At 60.8% G+C, this 18,179-nt stretch carries 19 protein-coding genes; 11 read left to right on the forward strand and 8 right to left on the reverse strand.

Going from position 1 to position 18,179, the window contains the following annotated elements:
• Positions 1-41 precede the first annotated feature (41 nt).
• Complete coding sequence (locus QMK33_RS00515) at positions 42-686, forward strand: PKD domain-containing protein (protein ID WP_283562596.1); 645 nt, start codon at positions 42-44, stop codon at positions 684-686.
• Positions 687-692: 6 nt separating this feature from the next.
• Here QMK33_RS00515 and QMK33_RS00520 read toward each other — a convergent pair whose 3' ends face one another.
• Positions 693-2,117, reverse strand: coding sequence for a hypothetical protein (locus QMK33_RS00520; RefSeq protein WP_283562597.1), 1,425 nt, complete (start codon positions 2,115-2,117; stop codon positions 693-695).
• A gap of 393 nt (positions 2,118-2,510) precedes the next feature.
• On the opposite strand from QMK33_RS00520, the gene QMK33_RS00525 reads away from it, so the two are divergent.
• The 5 genes from QMK33_RS00525 (at position 2,511) to QMK33_RS00545 (ending at position 7,696) form a co-directional block, all read left to right on the forward strand.
• Positions 2,511-3,314 (forward strand): hypothetical protein, encoded by an 804-nt coding sequence (locus tag QMK33_RS00525; protein WP_283562598.1) that lies wholly within the window; start codon positions 2,511-2,513, stop codon positions 3,312-3,314.
• A gap of 58 nt (positions 3,315-3,372) precedes the next feature.
• On the forward strand, positions 3,373-5,115 hold the full coding sequence (locus QMK33_RS00530) for an ABC transporter substrate-binding protein (RefSeq protein ID WP_283562599.1): 1,743 nt from the start codon (positions 3,373-3,375) through the stop codon (positions 5,113-5,115).
• A 1-nt stretch (position 5,116) separates the two neighbouring features.
• Positions 5,117-6,178, forward strand: a complete 1,062-nt coding sequence (locus QMK33_RS00535) for an ABC transporter permease subunit (protein ID WP_283562600.1) — start codon at positions 5,117-5,119, stop codon at positions 6,176-6,178.
• Positions 6,175-7,176 carry an ABC transporter permease gene (locus QMK33_RS00540; RefSeq protein WP_283562601.1) on the forward strand — a complete coding sequence of 334 codons (1,002 nt, stop codon included), beginning with the start codon at positions 6,175-6,177 and terminating at the stop codon, positions 7,174-7,176. The genes QMK33_RS00535 and QMK33_RS00540 overlap by 4 nt, the downstream gene beginning before the upstream one ends.
• 316 nt (positions 7,177-7,492) lie before the next feature.
• Positions 7,493-7,696: a hypothetical protein gene (locus tag QMK33_RS00545; protein WP_283562602.1), complete on the forward strand. Its 204-nt coding sequence runs from the start codon at positions 7,493-7,495 to the stop codon at positions 7,694-7,696.
• 226 nt (positions 7,697-7,922) lie between these two features.
• Here QMK33_RS00545 and QMK33_RS00550 read toward each other — a convergent pair whose 3' ends face one another.
• From QMK33_RS00550 to QMK33_RS00580, 7 genes are all read right to left on the reverse strand, one after another.
• The gene (locus QMK33_RS00550; protein WP_283562603.1) at positions 7,923-8,828 is read right to left on the reverse strand and encodes an SDR family oxidoreductase; all 906 of its coding nucleotides are present in this window, start codon (positions 8,826-8,828) and stop codon (positions 7,923-7,925) included.
• Between the two features lie 107 nt (positions 8,829-8,935).
• Positions 8,936-9,580, reverse strand: coding sequence for a peptidylprolyl isomerase (locus QMK33_RS00555; RefSeq protein WP_283562604.1), 645 nt, complete (start codon positions 9,578-9,580; stop codon positions 8,936-8,938).
• 63 nt (positions 9,581-9,643) lie between these two features.
• Positions 9,644-10,585, reverse strand: a complete 942-nt coding sequence (hemC, locus tag QMK33_RS00560; RefSeq protein WP_283562605.1) for a hydroxymethylbilane synthase — start codon at positions 10,583-10,585, stop codon at positions 9,644-9,646.
• Positions 10,586-10,681: 96 nt separating this feature from the next.
• Entirely contained in the window at positions 10,682-11,632 is a 951-nt protein-coding gene (locus QMK33_RS00565; protein WP_349361657.1) for a DUF2279 domain-containing protein, read from the reverse strand.
• A 127-nt stretch (positions 11,633-11,759) separates the two neighbouring features.
• A complete protein-coding gene (locus QMK33_RS00570) occupies positions 11,760-12,896 on the reverse strand; it encodes a DNA polymerase III subunit (RefSeq protein ID WP_283562606.1) in 1,137 nt (378 codons plus the stop codon).
• Between the two features lie 112 nt (positions 12,897-13,008).
• Positions 13,009-14,220: a GlmU family protein gene (locus QMK33_RS00575; RefSeq protein WP_283562607.1), complete on the reverse strand. Its 1,212-nt coding sequence runs from the start codon at positions 14,218-14,220 to the stop codon at positions 13,009-13,011.
• Positions 14,221-14,434: 214 nt separating this feature from the next.
• On the reverse strand, positions 14,435-14,704 hold the full coding sequence (locus QMK33_RS00580; protein ID WP_283562608.1) for a type B 50S ribosomal protein L31: 270 nt from the start codon (positions 14,702-14,704) through the stop codon (positions 14,435-14,437).
• Between the two features lie 208 nt (positions 14,705-14,912).
• On the opposite strand from QMK33_RS00580, the gene rdgB reads away from it, so the two are divergent.
• The 5 genes from rdgB to QMK33_RS00605 all read left to right on the forward strand — a co-directional run bounded on the left by rdgB (position 14,913) and on the right by QMK33_RS00605 (position 18,111).
• Complete coding sequence (rdgB, locus tag QMK33_RS00585; protein ID WP_283562609.1) at positions 14,913-15,494, forward strand: RdgB/HAM1 family non-canonical purine NTP pyrophosphatase; 582 nt, start codon at positions 14,913-14,915, stop codon at positions 15,492-15,494.
• 106 nt (positions 15,495-15,600) lie between these two features.
• On the forward strand, positions 15,601-16,230 hold the full coding sequence (locus QMK33_RS00590; protein WP_283562610.1) for a uridine kinase family protein: 630 nt from the start codon (positions 15,601-15,603) through the stop codon (positions 16,228-16,230).
• 137 nt (positions 16,231-16,367) lie between these two features.
• Positions 16,368-16,856 (forward strand): DUF4268 domain-containing protein, encoded by a 489-nt coding sequence (locus QMK33_RS00595; RefSeq protein WP_283562611.1) that lies wholly within the window; start codon positions 16,368-16,370, stop codon positions 16,854-16,856.
• 62 nt (positions 16,857-16,918) lie between these two features.
• Positions 16,919-17,299, forward strand: a complete 381-nt coding sequence (locus tag QMK33_RS00600) for a hypothetical protein (protein ID WP_283562612.1) — start codon at positions 16,919-16,921, stop codon at positions 17,297-17,299.
• Between the two features lie 83 nt (positions 17,300-17,382).
• On the forward strand, positions 17,383-18,111 hold the full coding sequence (locus QMK33_RS00605; RefSeq protein ID WP_283562613.1) for a hypothetical protein: 729 nt from the start codon (positions 17,383-17,385) through the stop codon (positions 18,109-18,111).
• Positions 18,112-18,179 lie beyond the last annotated feature (68 nt).

The following is an 18,179-nucleotide window of genomic DNA, read 5'->3' on the forward strand; positions in this document are numbered from 1 at the left end:
GGGCAGCTGGCTCCACTTCTCTCACGCTAACTCGTTTTCTGGTGCGCTCCTTTTCTATTCTTTTATCGGCGGTGAGCCGGCTGCGGAGTGCGGCCACCCTGGCTGCGGCGCTGGCCCTGCCAGCCGCCGGGGCCCACGCCCAAACCGCTGCTACCGATACTACTACCGCCGTGTGCGGGCCGCTGCAACCTGCCGAGCTCTGCGTCGATTTCGATGCCAGCCGCTCGGTAGACCCCGCCGCCGGCCCCCTCGAATACCGCTGGGATATGGGCGATGGTACCACACTCACCGGGCTCACTATTACGCACTGCTACAAAGCCCGCGCCCGCTACCAAGTAGTGCTCGATGTGGTGGTGCCCGCCACCGGCGAAGTGCGCCACGCCGAAAGAACGTTCGATGTGAACCTGTTGCTTAAGCCAGTGCTCAATTTTAGCGCCGGGCCCACCCTCAAGGCCCGCGTGGGCCAGCCCGTGACGTTCGACGCCCTCGACTCGGTGCTACCCGACTGCCAGTCGGTGGTCGTTATCTGGGATTTTCGCGATGGCTACACCCAACAGGGCCGGCGCGTCGAGCACAGCTTTCGCAAAGCCGGGCGCTTTCCGGTGCGCATGAGCTTGCGGGGCTATGGCCCCGGCGCGTGCGCTGCCAGCAACTGCGTGAGCCAGGAAGTGGTAGTGGAGCCGTAGCCAGTGCTACTGTGGGCCGCCCTGCCGCAACACGTTCATTATCAGCTTCCACAAGTTTTCGTACGGGATAAACTCTACCTCCGCATCGGCCTCGCCGGCCAGGGGCGCTTGTTGCAGCGTGGCCAGCAATGCTTTGTCGCGCTGGGCCAGCTCCTTGGGGTTAAACTCGGCCTCGGGCAGCAGCAGTAGCAGCCGCAAAAACGTGCGGCTGCGTAGCGTGGCCGCATCGCGCAGGTGGCGCTGCTGGTACTTGCGCAGCCGCTCCAGGCGCACTAGCACCGGCTCCAGCAGCCGCTGCTGGAGGTAATGCACCAGCTGAAAAACGAGGATGGCCACGTTGTAGCCCCGCTTATCGCGGCTATACTCGGGCACCGTGAGAGCCGCGAACACGGCCAGCTGGTTGCGCCGGCGCAGTGGCAGCTGCTCGGCGGGCAGTGCCAGTTCGGTGTAGGCCTCCAGCAGCTCCCAACGCTCAAGGGCACCTTGCCGCTGCTTACCATACGACGGGTTTTTTTGGGCCGTGTGCAGCAGCGTCAGGGCCGCGTCGTACTCCCGCGCGTGCAAGGCCAGCAGCAGGTAGTGCTCGTAGAAGTAGAACCAGTTGCTGGAAGTAGGGTGAATAGTTTCCGCAAATGCCTCGGCCAGCTTAAGGCCCGCCTCGGGCTGCCGGCCGCGTAAGTGCGCATACACATTCATAAATTGGTTGAAGCGCTGGTCGAAGCGCCGGGCATTCAGCTTGCCCTGTTGCAGCAGCGCATTGGCGGCTTCCGTTTCCGCAATTATATCCTTATAGCGCCCCGCCAGCCCAGCGCCGCTTATGCGCACGCGGTAGCGGGCAAAAAAAGTGGCGAACGTGGGTGCCAGCTCATAGAGCTCCTCCAGCCGGGCCAGGTAGGCGGGTAGCTTGAGCTGCACCGCCCGGCGCTTAGCCACTGCTTGCTCGGTACCCAGCACCACTACCAAGTGAATTTGTTCGGCCTCCTGCTCCACGGCCAGTATTTGGCGGAGCACCAGTAGCCGGGCATTCACCTCATCATACTTATTTTGCTGATGCTGCGCCGCGTAGATACTGCGCAGGCGCTGCATAGCCTGCTCCTCGTAAGCCGTAAAATCGCTTTGGGCAGCCAGTCGCGCACAGCGGCGCAGCAGGCGCTCGGTCAGGGTGTATTCTCCTTCCAGAAACAGAATAGTCACCTTGTGCAGCAAATCCAGGCACTCGACCTCGTAGCGCCGCGATACCAAGAAGCGCGGGTCGGAGTGGTCCAGAAAAAACAGGTGATTTAGCAGCTTATCCTGCACCCGGGCCCGCAGCTGGCGCATAGCCGCCTGGTTGCTAGCCGAATTTGTCCCGTAGAGTGACTTTGTGAGCTGAATAGCAGTAACTTCCGGGTTAGTAGCTACTTCCTGCATCAGCCGTTCTTCTTTACCCAATCGGGCAACATCTAAATCGAGCAAGGGGCGCTGCCGCGCCCGACGCAATGTCACAATTCGGGCCAAATTCGCAATTTCTTTCATTGAAAAAATGCCCTCTCGTCTTTTAAATGAGGTTTTTTATTTTTTGAACAGGTAAAAACTACAAATCAAAAAATGGCAAATTGTCCTTGTCAGGGTTCTCAGCTTAGTCAACCTTTGTACTGTGGCTAGGTGCGCGCAATTTACACGATGGAATGTCACATTTCGCACGTTTTTCGCACTAGCTACCGTGGCGCTTACGACAACCGCCTACTACTTAAGGGTGATTTTTTAGGTATATATTGTATAAATACAAGAAAAACTTGAATTAGTCATTGTCACAGGCACAATGGCTTTTTCCTTTTGGGGGGGGTGAGTAGCGTAGAAATTTGTATCAACAATTCACCTTTCTACCTCTCCATCACCATGTTTGAGCTCGTCACCCTCGCCCTTTTCCAATTTGTAACCCTCACCAGCCAGCCAGCCAGCAACGTAAGCAACGGTAGCAGCAACAATAGCCAACCAGCCAGCAATGTTGGCGGCAGTGGCTGGGGCAACGACATCAACGGCCAACCCGCCACGAAAGTGGGTGGCAGTGGCTGGGGCAATGATGCTACGGGTTCGCCATCAGCCAGAGCCAATGGCAATAGCTGGGGCAATGACTTCACCTTCACCGTAGGCGGCAGCGGCTGGGGCAATGACATCGCGGCCAACGTAGGTGGCAGCGGCTGGGGCAATGACATCGTAGGCGGCAGTGGTTGGGGCAATGACATCGCGGCCAACGTAGGTGGCAGCGGTTGGGGCAACGACATCGTAGGCGGCAGTGGCTGGGGCAATGACATCGCGGCCAATGTGGGCGGCAGCGGTTGGGGCAACGACATCGTAGGCGGCAGCGGCTGGGGCAATGACATCGCGGCCAATGTGGGCGGCAGCGGCTGGGGCAATGACATCGCGGCCAACGTGGGCGGCAGTGGCTGGGGCAATGACATCGCGGCCAACGTAGGTGGCAGCGGTTGGGGCAACGACATCGTAGGCGGCAGTGGCTGGGGCAATGACATCGCGGCCAACGTGGGCGGCAGCGGTTGGGGCAACGACATCGTAGGCGGCAGCGGCTGGGGCAATGACATCGCGGCCAATGTGGGCGGCAGCGGTTGGGGCAATGACATCATTGCCTAGCATGACCAAATAAGCTACTCCTGCCTAACTTGCCAACGGCCCTTTATGCCGTTGTTAGATGAGATATCTCTGGCTTGGTGGCTTGCTCGTATTACTACTTAACGCTTGCTCAACGCCCACTGCTAAGCAAGCAGCTAGCCCAATTCATATTCGCTGGGCCCACGACCCCGAAACCCTCGACCCGCTAACCCTGCCCAACCAAAGTGCGATTGATGCCATTAACTTACTTCATCTTTCGCTACTACAGGTTGATTATCAGCGCAATGCTTACGCGCCAGCCTTGGCTCAAGAGCTACCCAAAGCGCAGTTAGTCGGCGACTCTTTAACGTTGATTGACTACCGGCTGCGGCCAGCCGCTACCTGGGACGACGGCCGGCCGGTGCTTGCCACCGACGTGGCTTTCACCCTAAAGCTGATTCAATGCCCCGGGCTACCCATCGAAAATAGCCGCGCGCAGTTCAGCTTTATTCGACAAGTTCGGCTCGACCCCGCCGACCCGCGCCACTTTGTGCTGGTGTGCCGGGGCCAGGGCACCGAAGTACTTAATGCCTCGGGTGATTTTTCTATCCTGCCCGAAAACCCGCTTGACCCCGCGCATACGCTACGCCAATTGTCGCTGGCGGCGCTACAAGACTGGCCTACTGCGCGCCCGCCCGCGCCCGTAGTGGCGGCCCTGGTGCGCCGCTACCAGCGGGCCAACCTGGCGCGCCAGCCCGAGCACCTGCCCGGCTGCGGCCCCTACCGCTTGGCAGCCTGGGAAACCAACCAACGCCTGCGGTTTCAGCGCAAAGCTCACTGGTGGGCTGACACCCTGCGGCCCGCCCCTTTTGTGCTGCAAGCACGGCCCCGGCAACTGGTATTTGTCATTTTACCCGATGATGGGGCCGCGGTGCTCGCCCTGCGTCGCCACGAGCTGGATGTGTACGCGCAAATACCCGCGCGCCTTTTTCAGCAATTGCAAGCCTCAAAAGCCGCGCAACAGGAGTTTGTGTTCTACACCAACTCTTCTTACACTATGCTTATGGCTGGCTTTAATACCCAGCGGCCCGCCCTGCATGACCGACAGACGCGCCAAGCGCTCAGCCGGCTTTTTGACCCCGCCGGGCTGCTGGCCGCTACCCAGCTGGGCGAGGGCAACCGCACGGTGGGCCTGTTGCCCCCCAGTAACCCCTTTTATAACGATAGCCTACCGCTACTTGCGTATGCCCCGGCCCAGGCCATCGCGCTGCTGCGCCGCGCCGGTTGGCAGCGCTGGCCCGATGGGCACTGGCAGCGGCCGGGCACGGCCGCGCCCCTTGCGCTCAGCTTGCGTTACCGCACCGGCGATGCTACTCACGCTACCGTAGCCCTGCAGTTTCAGGCGGCGGCGATGCAGGTAGGCATCCCGGTTACGTTGGTGCCCACCGAAAACTCGGTGCTCACGAGCAGCCTGCAAGCGGGTGATTTTGACTTGTATATCAGCATGCTGAAGGGCAGCCCTATGGGCTTCAACTTTGCACCCATCCTGCATTCGGCAGCAATAGGAAGCGGTAACCTGAGCCGTTTTGGCCAACCCGCCACCGACCAGCTGCTGATGACCCTAACAACTGAAGGCAACGAGCGCCGCAAGCGCCTGCTACTCCGGCGCTTCCAGGTGATGATGCAGGTGGAGATGCCCATTGTGCCGCTGTTTTTTCTGCCCTACCGCATGGCCGTGAGCCGGCAGCTGCGGCACGTAGTTGCCTCGGGGCTGAAACCCGGCTACGCAGCCACCGCCCTATCGTGGGCTACGCCCGGCACCCTTCAGCCTGCCCCGCACTAGCATGGCGCGGTGGCTACTGGCGCGGCTTGGGCGCGCGGCGCTGGCGGCCTGGGGCATTGCCTCCCTGGTTTTCCTGCTAAGCCGCCTGCTGCCCGGCGGCCCCGAGCAAGCGGCCCAGCCCGAAGCCGGTGACCTGAGCCGCCCAGTGGCTGGCCGGCAGTCGGCAGCCAGCCAGGCGCTTACTCAGCAGGCGCTGCGCCAGCGCTTGGGCTTGGCCGAGCCGGTTTTCTACGTGTCACGCGTGGCCGGCCCGCCGGTTACCTGGCGCTGGAATGGACTGCACAACCAATACCACCGCTGGGCGGCGCAAGTGCTACGTGGCAACTTAGGCCAGTCGTACCGTAATGGTCAGCCTGTAACCACCTTGCTGGCGCACGCCATCGCCTACAGCTTGCCATTGGCCGCTACAGCAGCGGGGCTGGCGGTGGCAGTAGCACTGGGGCTGGGGCTGTACCTGGCGCGCACGCCGCACGGCTGGCTGCCAGCGCTGGTGCGCACAGGCTTGGCTGCATTGCAAGTAACGCCCCTGTTCTTACTGGCGCTGGTGGTAGTGCTGTTATTTGCCAACCCCGATGCCCTCAACTTATTGCCAGACAGCATGTTGGATGGAGAACCAGCCACTGGCTTGCCTGCTTTGGGCTATTGGCTGGCTCGGGCAGCCTTGCCGCTACTCAGCCTGGTACTGGCCGTGCTGCCCAGCCTCACGCTGCCGCTGGCGGCCGCCCTGCACGATGAGGCCGCCCTGGACTACGCCACCACGGCGCGCGCCAAAGGCCTCACGGTAAAAGCTATGCTTTGGCGGCACGCCCTCCCCAATGCCCTACTGCCGCTACTCACCACGCTCACCGAGCTGCTACCGACCTTGGTAGCTGGCACCGTGGTAGTGGAAGTGCTTTTTACCATCCCCGGCAGCGGACGCCTGCTAGCCGAAGCCGCGGCGGCCCATGACTATCCCCTCGTAATAGCTGGGGTACTGCTCACGGCGGCCGTGCGCCTGCTTAGCCTCGTGCTGGCCGACGTGCTCTACTTTCTAGCCGACCCCCGCCTGCGCCCCACCGCATGAAGCCCTCCCCCCTGCCCCCCCTTGCGCAGCCGGGCTATTGGCTGGCCTTGGCCTGGCTGGGGCTAGTGGCCGCAGTGGGCCTACTGGCCCCCTGGCTACCCCTACCCTACCCCGCCGCTGCCCCCGATTTATTGCACATAGCTACTCCTCCTGCCTGGCTGGGGGCCGGGCCCGCCCACTACCTCGGTACCGATGCGCTGGGGCGCGATGTGCTGGCTGGCCTGGTAGTGGGGGCCCGGCGGCTGCTGGCCCTCAGCCTGCCTGCCGTGGGGTTGGCCACGCTACTAGGGGCGCTGGCCGGGGCCACGGCGGGCTTCTGGGGCAACCGGCTGCGCGTGCCACTAGCGGCGGCTACTGGGCTGCTCGCCGCCGCTTGGTGGGGCTGGTCACTCCCCATCTATTTTATTTTTATTTTATTAATAATCAGTACTTTATTACTAATTATTATAAAGTGGCGGCGGGCAGCTGCCCGGCAAGCAGCGCTCACGGTGGCACTGCCCCTCGATGGCTTGGTGATGGGGGCCACCACGCTGCTGGGTGCGGTGCCCCGCCTCATTTTGCTGGTTGCGCTGGCGGCGGGCACTCCCCTCGCGCCAGCGCAGTTGCTGGGCGTGCTGGCCCTCCTTGCCTGGCCCGAGCCCGCCCGGCTGGTGCGCGCCCAAATGCTGCGAGTGCGCGCCTTGCCCTTTCTAGAAGCGGCCCGGGCCAGTGGCCTGCCCGAGGGCCGCATTTGGTGGCACCATGCCCTGCCTCATGCTTGCCGGCCGCTTTGGGCTTTTACTCCGCTCAGCCTGGGCGGGCTCATTGGGCTCGAAAGCGCGTTGGCTTTTTTGGGCATTGGGCAGGCCCCCGATGTAGTAAGTTGGGGGAGCATGCTGGCTTCGGTGCGGCAGGCGCCTGCTGCCTGGTGGGTAGCGGCCGGGCCGGGCCTAGCGCTGCTCCTAACGCTGCTCTCATTGCAGCAAATAGCCCGTTTTCTAGCTAAAAAAATGGCTTAAAAAGGTGCTCAAATACTAAATGTGAGGCTCCTGTTGTCACAAGCTTACTAAGAATTAAGCAAGCGAAATAATCTCGCTTAATAGTCAATTTACTATTAGTTAGCTACTTAGATTATAAGTAAAATTCTACGGTTTATATTTATTGCATTTTTATTAGTATAATTTATCTTTTTTTAGTTATAAACGCGTTTTTTATATGTCACACAAACACAGTTTTTGTCCTTTCGCAAGTTAGCTGGGGCCACTAATCTTGTATAAGATTTATGTCCTAGTACTACTCCCTATCCTAACTATTCACACCACCACCCCCTCGCACATGAAACCCTCCTATGCCTCCCGGCGAGGCGCAGCTTCTTGCGGCGCTTCAACCGCCACCTGCGCAACCTTAGCAGCTGGTCGCGATTTCACCACGCTTGACGGCCAGGTAGTCCCCCGCGCCCTTGGCGAACTGGCCCTGCGCCAACGTACTGCGATGCTGGTTGGTGGCCTGCTCATCGGCGAGTGGCCCGAAATTATCTAGCCGCATTCTTTACCCATTTCAAAAGCCACCTTATCAAAAGACCTTTCTTACAAAGAACTTATTAACAATTACTTACGTTATTACTACCTCAAAAAAAGTCCTCTTATTAGCGTCCACATATCAGTTGTTGAGTATTTTAGAAGCGGAAGGCTTATAGCAAATAAAGCCCGCTGGCACTGCCAGCGGGCTTTTTGTTTGGGTTGTTTTTCTGCCAAACCCTGCGCAGCTAGTGGTCAAGCTGGTATTTCACTAGTGCCAAACCCTCGGCAAAAGAGCGCGGCTGATAGCCTAGCTCCCGCTCAGCCTTGTCGATGCGGAAGCCGGTGCGCGGCGGGCGGCGGGCCGGCTGCACAAACACCTGGCTATCAACCCGCTCCAGCAGTGATGCATCGAGCTCAAAGGTAGCAGCCACCTGCTGAGCCATTTGGTAGGGCGTGAGCAGCTCGCGGCCGCTGAGGTGATAAATTCCCTGGGCCGACTGCCGGGCCAGCAGCCAGCAACCCTGGGCCAGGTCTTCGGCCAAGGTAGGCGTGCGCCACTGGTCATCTACCATCCTGATTTTTTGGCTGTTGCGCAGTGAGTCGCGCACCCACAGCACGAGGTTGCTGCGCCCCCCGGCGGCGGTGGTACCGTACACGAGCACCGTGCGGGCAATGGCCCAGCGCAGCCCGGCGGTGCGCTGCACGGCCTGCTCGGCGGCCAGCTTACTGGCCCCGTAGTGGCTGATGGGGTCGGGTTGCGCATCTTCGGTCAATAGGGCCTCCTCGCCGTTAAAGATGAAGTCGGTGCTGAGGTGCGTGAAGTGGATGTGGAGCTGGGCGCAGGCGGCAGCCAGGTACTCCGTGGCCGTCACGTTTTGGGCCCAGCAGGCGGCCTGGTCCAGCTCGCAATCGTCTACCTGCGTGAGGGCGGCAGTGTGGATGAGGTGGCTGGGCTGCTCCTGGGCCAGCACTTGCTGCACCTGGGCGGCGTCGGTCACATCAAGCGGCCGGTAGCGCAGGGCCGGGTAGTACGCTGCGAGGCGATTGGGACCGCGGGCCGTGGCCACTAGCTCCACGCCGGGCACCTGGTGCAGCAGGGCCACCAGCTTTTGGCCCAGCAAGCCATTGGAGCCGGTGAGAAGGATTTTCATGGACCGCTAACTAGTGAGTTGTCAGCTAATAGCTGTTGACTACTAGTTTTTTCATTGATAAACAGTACGTTGCAAAAAGCAGTATCAGTTCTGTTTTGCCTGACTACTCAGTAAGTATAGCCGTACAACTGGCTGATTTTCTTCTTCTTCAGGTTTTCCACCTTCATCGTCATGCGCAAGTCGGTGAGGGGGCGGTCGCGGCCGTCTTTGGGTAGGGCCGCAATTTTATCAACAATTTCCTGGCCCTGAATAACTTGCCCGAAAACCGTGTACTGTCCATCCAGAAAATGGGTGCCCTGGTGGTTCTCCACAATGTAGAACTGGCTGGCGCTGCTGGCACGCTGCGGGTTAACAAAATCGGCTTGCCGGGCGGCAGCGATGGCCCCGTAGTCCTGCTTGTGGGCGGGCACCAGCTCGGCCGGAATGGTAGCCTCGTTGGGCAGGCCCTGGCCGTCGTTGGTGGGGTCGGCATCCTTGGAGTTGGGGTCGCCGCCCTGCACCATAAAGTTGGGGATGACGCGGTGAAACGTGGTGCCGTTGTAGAAACCGCTGGTAGCTTTTTTCAGGAAATTAGCCTTATGCAACGGCGTGTCGCTGAACAAGATAAGCCGGATATTACCCAGGCTGGTGCTGATAGTAACGACCTCGTCTTTCTTGCTGGGCTTGGGCTTTTTGGCGGCCAGGGCCGGGCCACTGGCTAGCAGCCCCAAGGCTAGGGCGGCGGTGTAGCACAAACGAAAACTCCGGTTCATGGGTGGGGGAGCTAATATAGCTAAGGAAAACAGTAAGATAACGTATAACGCAAACAATGAGGCTTATAGCTCACCGCGCTGCTCGCGAATGCTGGCCAGAATGGCCGTGCCGCCGTGGCTCAGCACATAGTCGGCCACGGCCATGCCCAGGCCCTCAGCCTGCGCGGGGGGCGCAGTTTGCACAAAGTCGATATACTCCTCGCCGCTGAGGCTGATGAGGCCGCCGTGCAGGCGAATGTCGCCGGCCGCATCGTAGGTAGCCAGGGCAAACGATGGGATGCTGCACCCACCCTCCATGGTGCGCAAAAAGGCACGCTCGGCCAGCAGGCAGCGGTGGGTAGCGGCGTGGTCGAGGGCCTGCTTTATCTTCGCTTTCAGCTCGTTATCCAAAAACCGCGAGCTTTCGACCGCGATGCTGCCCTGGCCCACGGGCGGCACAAACTTGTTGGCGGGCAGCGTGTGCCGAATGAGGGTATCGTAGCCCATGCGGTGCACGCCGGCGTAGGCCAGCACCAGGGCATCGTACTGGCCCTCTTGCAGCTTGCGCAAGCGCGTTTGGAGGTTGCCACGCGCCTCGGCGGTGTTGGCCAGCGGGTAGAAGCGGCGCAGCAAGGCTTTGCGGCGGGTGCTGCTGGTACCTAGCAAAATGCCGGGCTTGCTGATATCAAAATCTTCCTGAAAGCTGACCACCACATCGTTAACCTGCTCGCGCTCCAGAAAGGCCAGCAACTCCAGGTCGGGCGGAATGGTGCTTTGCACGTCTTTGGCCGAGTGAATGGCCAAGTGGGTTTCGCCGCGGCGCAGGCTTTCTTCCAGCTCTTCGGTAAACACGCCCTTGGCCCCGATTTTGGCCAGCGAGCGGTCGAGCACCTGGTCACCCACGGTTTGCATGGGCACTATTTCGGTGGGTAGCCCGGCCTGGTTGAGCAGGCTGGCAACGTGCTCAGTTTGCCACAGGGCGAGGCGGGAGGCGCGGGTGGCGAGGCGAATGGGAGTCGAAAGCATATCTTTTTTAACGCAAAATTTCGCAGAGCGGGCAAAGTCTCGCAAAGTTTGGAGCTGGCCTTTGCGAAACTCTGCCCCCTCTGCGAAACTCCGCGCTTAGTCTTTTGGTAGCAGCAGCGGATGAAAGCGCAGACCGTTCAACTGATTGAATTCTAGCGAGGGAGCGGGTATTTTAAAGAATTGCCCGGCGCTCACCAGCGGCTGCGCGCCGCGGCCGTTGATGCCCGGCAGGCGCGACAGGTTAATATCGGGCGAAAGGTAAAACTGCCGGTAACGGGTGAATTTCACCTCCTTGCCATCGGGGCCAAAGTAAGGCGGGTTGGCATGGCCGCCCGTCATGCCGCTGCCGCTGTAGCCCACGTCGAGGTTGAGCCAGCGCGGAAACGACGGCCCCACCGGCAGCACCGAGGCCAGGTTCAGCGACAGCCAGTACTGCTGGCCGTTGTAGTCTTTGAGCATTTGGCTGCCCGTACTGGGACCCAGTAAATTGGGCCGGTACTTGGGGTAAATACTTTGGCGCCAGCCGTAGCGCAGGCCCATTTTCTGCTCGCCAAAGCCGTATTGCTGGCCCATGAATAAGCCGATGCCGGTGAGGTTGGCGGCCATGTCGCCCTTCGAGAAGCCCCAGCCCTCGGAGCGGCCGTCGAACAGTTCGATGGTGGTTTGGTAGAGCAGCGCAATGAGGCTACCCGTGAGCACCGAGGCACGCTCGTTGACCCCGCTCCAGCGAAACAGTTCGTACTCGCCCCGGCTGATGGCGTAGGAGGTGGTGGCGTGGCCCACCTTGTCCATTTGCAGCCACTCGCCGTTGTCGTTGAACGAGTGAAACGGCACGCGCTTGGTGTACCAGGTTTTACCTAAAAAGTAGGAAGTCAGCCCGTAAACTACCGCCGTGCCCACCACCACGCCAATAAAGCGGCCTTGGTGAATACCCGTATTGTCGGCCGCCATGGGCGTGGGCGGCGGTAGCGGCGGCCCGATTTGCGCGTGCGCTAGTTGGCCGACTCCCAGGCTGGCGGCTACTGCAAAAGGGGTAAGGCGACGCATTATACAAAGGTAGGAGTAGCGTAAGCTTCAGCTTGCGAGCGAGCGTAGCGAGCATCTCGCGCCCGGGTCGTCCGGTACCGCCTACTCGCTGCGCTCGTTCGCAAGCTGAAGCTTACGCTACGTTGTGCTACTGCGCTTGGCGCAGCTGCTGGCCCATGCGTAGCGAGGCATCTACGAAAACCATGCGGGGGTTGGCGTTGCGCTCGATGTGGTAGTGGGCCGTGTTGAGCTCCTCGGTGAGCTGGTCGGCGTTGCGCACAGTCACAAACTTGCTGAAACCCTGCACAAACTGCTGCTCGCCACTGGGCAGATGCGGCACCAGCTGCGGGTCGAGACCGTAGAGCAGCACCTTGCGCAGCAGCCCCAGCGAAAAGCTGAGCTGCTCCTTCTGGTTTTCGCGGCCCATCTTCTGAAACTCGTCGGCCAGCGCCAGTACATCGCTCATTTTCAGGCCGTAGCACTTACGCATCCACTTAATGAAGAAGTCGGCGTAGTCGTGGTCGGCACTTTGCTCGCGGCTGGCAATGGCGGCCCCCAGGTTGCCCTCGGCCAGCTGCGCCACCTGGCGGGCCTTCACCTCGGGCACGTGGTAATGCGCTGTTAGATAGTTGGTTATATCATCTTCCGAAAACGGGCGCACTACTACCGATTGCACCCGGCTGAGGATAGTGGGCAGCAGGCGCTCGGGCTCGTTGGTTACCAGCAGGAACACGGTGGTGGGCGGCGGCTCTTCCAGCAGCTTGAGCACGGCGTTGGCGGCGGCCGGGTGCATCAGCTCGGGCAGCCACAGGATAACGATTTTATACGCAGCCTCAAACGCCTTGAGCGACACCAACTTAAGCAGCTGGCCGGCTTCCTCTTTCGATATGCTACCCTGCTTGTTTTCGGCCCCAATGTGCTGCATCCAGTCGTTGAAGCCCTGGTAGGGGCTTTCGGCCAGAAAGGTGCGCCAATCGGCCATAAAGCGGCCGCTAGTGGCATCCTTGGGCACCGCTTTGGTGGTGGTAGTGGGCAGAATGAAGTTAAGGTCGGGGTGGGCCAACTTCTTGATTTTCAGGCAGGCGGGGCAGTGGCCGCAGCTGTCGTCGGCATCAGCGGCGCGGCCCTCGCAGTTGAGGTACTGGGCGTAGGCCAGTGTCAGCGCCAGCGCCGCCGAGCCTTCGGCTCCGCGAAACAGTTGCGCGTGCGCCACGTGCCCGCGTTGCACCGAGTGGCGCAGCACCTGCTTGAGGTCAGTTTGGTTGGGGATATCGGCGAAGGTCATTAGAGTTGCTATCGCTTGCTAATCAGTCATTTATTGTTGGTTGTCGTCATGCTGCACTGCGCTCAGCATGACGACAGCCTTTTACAAAGATTTCACTCTGGAAACAAGTGTATTAACTAACCGCTTTTTCCCAAACCCTATCCCCTTCAGTCTGCTTAAATACCTCTTCCATAATCTCCTGCTCCAGTGCATCATACGCTAAGCCGCGCCGACTCATCACGCGCTCGGTTACCTCGGTTACCTTGTTGAGCTTGAAGGTTTCGAAGCCCGCGGGGCCGCCCCAGCTAAAGCTCGGGATGAACTGGCGCGGGAAGCCCGCCCCGAAAATATTGGCCCCCACGCCCACCACCGTGCCGGTGTTGAACATGGTGTTGATGCCGCACTTGCTGTGGTCGCCCATGAGCAGGCCGCAGAAGGTCTGGCCGGTATCGACGAAGCGGTGGGTGGCGTGGCTCCACACCTTCACGGGGGCGTAGTTGTTTTTGAGGTTGCTGGTGTTGGTATCGGCCCCCAGGTTGCACCACTCGCCGACAACCGAGTTGCCGAGGTAGCCATCGTGGCCTTTGTTGCTGTAGCCCATCAGGATACTGTTGCCTATTTCGCCGCCCACCTTGCAGAAGGGCCCAATGGTATTGTCGCCGCGCAGGCGCACGCTGGCGTTCAGCACCGCACCCTCGCACACGGCCAGCGGGCCCTTCAGGATGGCCCCTTCCTGCACCTGCACGTTTTTGCCCAGGTAAATGGGGCCGTCTTCGGCGTTGAGAATCGCGGCGCGAATTTTTACGCCGGGCTCTATAAAGATATTTTCGGGCGCGTACACAATGGTGTGCGCATCGCCCACCGGCTGCGAGGTGCGCCCGGCCGTGAGCAAGGCAAAATCGCGCCGAATCTCGACGCCATTGCGCAGAAACAACTGCCACGGCTGGTCGATAACTACCACCGGCTCAGCTACTTCGCGCTGCTCGCGCAGGCCATCCTGAATGAGCTCGGCTACCTGGCTGGCATCGGCCAGGTGGGCGGCCACCAGCAGGTCGTCGCAATACAGGCCCTGGCCGGGCGTGAGGGCCAGCACCTGGCGGGCCAGCAGGTCGTCGGGGCACACGGCGCCGTTGACTACCAGCGCGGGGCCGGCCACGTTACCAGCCGGAAACTTGGCCTGCAAATACGGCTGCGTGAGGTAGCCTACACTGGCCGCGCCCAGGCGGTGCTGCCACTTTTCGGCAATGGTCAGGATGCCGCAGCGCAGCGCAGCCACCGGCCGCGTAAACGTGAGGGGCAACAAATACGGCCGAATAGCCGGGTCGTCGAATAACAGTAAGTGCATGGTTTTATAGCTGTTAGCTCATAGCTGCTAGCTTATAGCTTTTTTTATAGGGGCCCTATTAAGTAGCTGTCGGGGCGCGCAGGTTGCGCACCAGGCAATATCAACCGATTCAGGAAAAGACAAATTTACGCCACCCGACCGGGGGCAAACACAAAAAAACTCCTCCCGGCGCACCGGAAGGAGTCTCCAAAAAAGCTGATAGCTTGGCAAAAAGCTATTCTTTGCCGGCGCTGCTCTGCGCTTTGCTGGCGTAGCGGGTGCGGAATTTCTCCACGCGACCTGCCGTGTCGATGAACATGTTTTTGCCGGTGTAGAAGGGGTGCGAAGCACTGCTCACTTCGATTTTAATCACCGGGTAGGTGTTGCCGTCTTCCCACTGAATCGTCTCGGCCGACGTCATCGTGGAGCGGGTGATGAATTTGAAGTCCGAAGAGGTGTCTTGGAAAACTACCTGGCGGTACTCGGGGTGCGTGTCCTTTTTCATTATCGGGAGGGCCTATTTACCTGTTAAACCCTGCCGTTTTTGCGGAAGGGACTGCAAAAGTACGCAGCAGCGCGCACAAAGTCAACCCGCCGCCGCCAACGCAGGTGGCCCAGGGCCAGCCCGTTGCGTCGGCTACCCGCGCCAGGCCGCTGCCAATGGGCGTTATTTGGACCCAACTTTACGCCGCGTCTTCCTTATCCGCCTCCCTATGCGCCTGTGCTTCGCCTCCAATAATGCCCACAAGCTGGATGAAATCCGGCCGCTGCTGCCCGCCGGCTTGCAGCTCCTGAGCCTGGCCGATATCGGCTGCCACGAAGAACTGCCCGAAACCCAGCCCACCCTCGAAGGCAACGCCCACCAGAAGGCTCAGTATGTATTTGACCACTACGGCGTTGGCTGCTTTGCCGATGATACCGGCCTGGAGGTGGAGGCGCTGGGCGGCGAGCCCGGCGTGTACTCGGCGCGCTACGCCGGCCCCCAGCGCGAGGCCGCCGACAACGTGGCCAAGCTGCTGCACGAGCTAGGCGCGCAGCCCAACCGCGCGGCCCGCTTTCGCACAGTGGTGTCATTGGTGCGCGGCGCGGCCGATGTGCAGGAGTTCAGCGGCGAGGTGGCCGGCACCATCGCGGCCGCGCCCACGGGGCAGGGCGGCTTTGGCTACGACCCGGTGTTTGTGCCCAGCGAGGGCGACGGCCGCACGTTTGCCGAAATGACGCTGGCCGAGAAAAACCTACTCAGCCACCGCGCCCGCGCAGTGGCCGGGCTAGTGGCGTTTTTGAAGGCGGAATGAGGAGTTAGGAATGAATAATTACGCGCTCCGTAATTTCTCATTCTTCATTCCCAATTCTTCATTCCTGATTACCCATTCCCCCCAGCGCCTACCTTTGCCCTCCGTTATGCAGCATCCCTACCTCGTTGGTATCACGGGCGGCAGCGCATCGGGCAAAACTACGTTTTTGCGCCGTTTGCTGGCCGCTTTCCCCGAACGCGACATCTGTTTGATTTCGCAGGACAATTATTACCACCCCCGCGACCAGCAGTTTCGCGACGACCAGGGCGTAGAAAACTTCGACCTGCCTTCGAGCATCGACTCGGCCGCCTACGCCGCCGATGTGCGCCAATTGCGCGATGGCCACGAGGTGCGCCGCCAGGAATACACCTTCAATAACCCTAATGTGGTGCCCGCCGAGCTGGTGTTTCGGCCCGCGCCCATTGTGGTGGTCGAAGGCATTTTCGTGTTCTACTTCGAGGAAATAGCCAAGCTGCTCGACCTCAAAGTGTACATCGACGCCCAGGAGCACGTGAAGCTGCACCGCCGCATTGTGCGCGACCGCGACGAGCGCGGCTACGACCTGCAAGACGTGCTGTACCGCTACACCAACCACGTAGCGCCTACCTACGAGAAGTACATTCAACCATTTAAGGTTGAGGCAGATATCATCATTCCGAATAACCGCCACTTTGAGAACGGGCTGGCCGTGCTCACGGGCTACCTGCGGGGCAAGGTGGCCGAGGGCGCGCAATAAGGCGGCGTTAAGCGGCTCGTTTGGGTAGCTACCGCCGAGGCACGCGGAGTATTTGTGGCCTGGGCGCCGTTTGCGCCGACTCGTGGCACGGCGGGGCCAGCCGTATGTTGGCTAGCGCTCGCTCCGCAGCTTTCTCCTTGATTAACAGCAATGTAGTAGTGTATAGCAAAGCCGAAATCTCCCAGCTGCGCCAGGCGTTCTGGACCGCTTTTGGGCAGTACATGGCCCCCATAAAGTCGGCCGATGGCTGGCCGGTGAGCTGGGTCAATTACAAGACCGACGTGAAGGGCGTGCAGTTTCGGATGCAGGCCGATAACCGGCGCGCCACCATCGCCATTGAGCTCACGCAGGCCGATGCGGACGTGCGGGAGCTGTTTTACGAGCAGTTTCTGGAGCTTCAACCCATGCTGCACGAAACCCTGGGCGAAACCTGGACCTGGGAGCCCGCCGCTTCCAACGAATACGGCCAGCCGCTGAGCCGCATTTATGCTGAATTGACCCCCGCTAACCTGTTCAACCGCGACGACTGGCCGGCCCTGATTTCGTTCTTCAAGCCCCGTATGCTGGCTCTGGACGAGTTTTGGAGCAGCGCGCTGTACGCCTTTGAGGAGCTGCGCGACTTGTAGCCCGCCGCCCGGGCGTAGGTTCAACTACTTGCCCGGGTTATATTTGTGGCCCTGCCCGAGTTATGCACTATTCCTTTTCCCAGTTTAAGCAGTTTATCCGCGTGGCCCTGGTGGCCCTGCCGGTACTGCTGTTGCTGGGCCTCAATGGCCGGATGGTGAGCCTGTTGCGCCCCACCCGCCCGGCGGGCACACTGCTCGTGGCGGCCCCGCGCGCCACGGTTGTCAAGCAAAAAATAGCGCTCGAAGCGGCCTCGCCGCTGGGTAGCTACGTGGCTCCGGCTTTTGCGCTGGGCTGGCTGCCGGGCACGCTGCCTGCTGCCTGGTTGCCGCGCCTCGTGCGCCGCACCGTGGCCCGGGCGGCGGCGGGCACGCCGGCGGCGTTTGTGGCGCAGCAGTGCCGCCAGCGGCTGCTGAGCTTTCTGCTGTCGCCGCAGGCCCCGTAGCACCCCAGGCGGGCCAGCTTTGCTGGGAAGTCGGTAACTTAGCCTCAAGCAGGTTGCTGATAATCAGCTTAATTTTTTGCATCATGGCACTGTCACGGCTTTTACGCATTTGGTGGGGAGGTGTGCTGATAACCAGCTCGCTGGGGGCGCTCGCGCAAACGGCCCCGCCCACCGATTCGCTACTGCTGGCCGCCCACCGCACGGTGGCCGTGCTGCCCTTCGAGGCCACGGTGCAGCTGGTGCAGATGCGCGACCTGATTTACGGCAGCAGCACCGCCACCTCCGTTGCCAACCGGCAGCAGCAGCCGGTGCCCCCGGATGCGGCCCAGCAGCAGAAGCAGATGGAGGTAGCTTATCAAATGCAGGCCTATACCCTGATGCAGCTGCAAGAAAAAATACCCCGCCACGGCTACCGCGTGCAGTGGCAGCCAGTGGAGGAAACCAACCGCCGCCTGGATGCGGCCGGCATCACCTACGCCGAGCTGGCCCGGCAGCCGCTGAGCCGCCTGCAACAGGTGCTGGGGGTAGATGCGCTGCTAACGGGCCAGGTGATGCTGTACCAGCCCATTCCGAAAAGCATGGCCCTGGCGCTGCGCATGATGAGCAACGAGCCGCTGCTCTACGGCCCCAGTACCGTGCCCCCCAGCCAAACGGAAGCCAGCCTGGCCCTCTACGACTGCGCCAGCAACCGCCAGGTGTGGCAGTTCGACTTCGGCCGCACGGGGGCCAATGCCCTGGGGCCGGCGCGCCTGGCCCCGCGCCTGGTGAAGGCCGCCCTACCTTCGCTGCCTTATTGCCAACGAGTAAAATAGTAACCATTAGCTGCTTTTTAGTACGAACAGCTGCTTTTTTCACTTCTCCGGCAGCGGCCCACGCGCCC

The sequence above is a fragment of the Hymenobacter sp. H14-R3 genome (genome assembly GCF_030063445.1).
GTDB lineage: Bacteria > Bacteroidota > Bacteroidia > Cytophagales > Hymenobacteraceae > Hymenobacter.

Excerpts from the sequence above, each read along its gene's own strand:
- QMK33_RS00545 (WP_283562602.1), top strand. The coding sequence starts at position 7,493 with ATGAAACCCTCCTATGCCTCCCGGCGAGGCGCAGCTTCTTGCGGCGCT.
- QMK33_RS00605 (WP_283562613.1), top strand. The coding sequence starts at position 17,383 with ATGGCACTGTCACGGCTTTTACGCATTTGGTGGGGAGGTGTGCTGATA.
- QMK33_RS00555 (WP_283562604.1), bottom strand. The coding sequence starts at position 9,580 with ATGAACCGGAGTTTTCGTTTGTGCTACACCGCCGCCCTAGCCTTGGGG.
- QMK33_RS00590 (WP_283562610.1), top strand. The coding sequence starts at position 15,601 with ATGCAGCATCCCTACCTCGTTGGTATCACGGGCGGCAGCGCATCGGGC.
- QMK33_RS00540 (WP_283562601.1), top strand. The coding sequence starts at position 6,175 with ATGAAGCCCTCCCCCCTGCCCCCCCTTGCGCAGCCGGGCTATTGGCTG.
- QMK33_RS00570 (WP_283562606.1), bottom strand. The coding sequence starts at position 12,896 with ATGACCTTCGCCGATATCCCCAACCAAACTGACCTCAAGCAGGTGCTG.
- QMK33_RS00550 (WP_283562603.1), bottom strand. The coding sequence starts at position 8,828 with ATGAAAATCCTTCTCACCGGCTCCAATGGCTTGCTGGGCCAAAAGCTG.
- QMK33_RS00580 (WP_283562608.1), bottom strand. The coding sequence starts at position 14,704 with ATGAAAAAGGACACGCACCCCGAGTACCGCCAGGTAGTTTTCCAAGAC.
- QMK33_RS00530 (WP_283562599.1), top strand. The coding sequence starts at position 3,373 with ATGAGATATCTCTGGCTTGGTGGCTTGCTCGTATTACTACTTAACGCT.
- QMK33_RS00565 (WP_349361657.1), bottom strand. The coding sequence starts at position 11,632 with ATGCGTCGCCTTACCCCTTTTGCAGTAGCCGCCAGCCTGGGAGTCGGC.
- QMK33_RS00575 (WP_283562607.1), bottom strand. The coding sequence starts at position 14,220 with ATGCACTTACTGTTATTCGACGACCCGGCTATTCGGCCGTATTTGTTG.
- QMK33_RS00600 (WP_283562612.1), top strand. The coding sequence starts at position 16,919 with ATGCACTATTCCTTTTCCCAGTTTAAGCAGTTTATCCGCGTGGCCCTG.
- QMK33_RS00535 (WP_283562600.1), top strand. The coding sequence starts at position 5,117 with ATGGCGCGGTGGCTACTGGCGCGGCTTGGGCGCGCGGCGCTGGCGGCC.
- rdgB (WP_283562609.1), top strand. The coding sequence starts at position 14,913 with ATGCGCCTGTGCTTCGCCTCCAATAATGCCCACAAGCTGGATGAAATC.
- hemC (WP_283562605.1), bottom strand. The coding sequence starts at position 10,585 with ATGCTTTCGACTCCCATTCGCCTCGCCACCCGCGCCTCCCGCCTCGCC.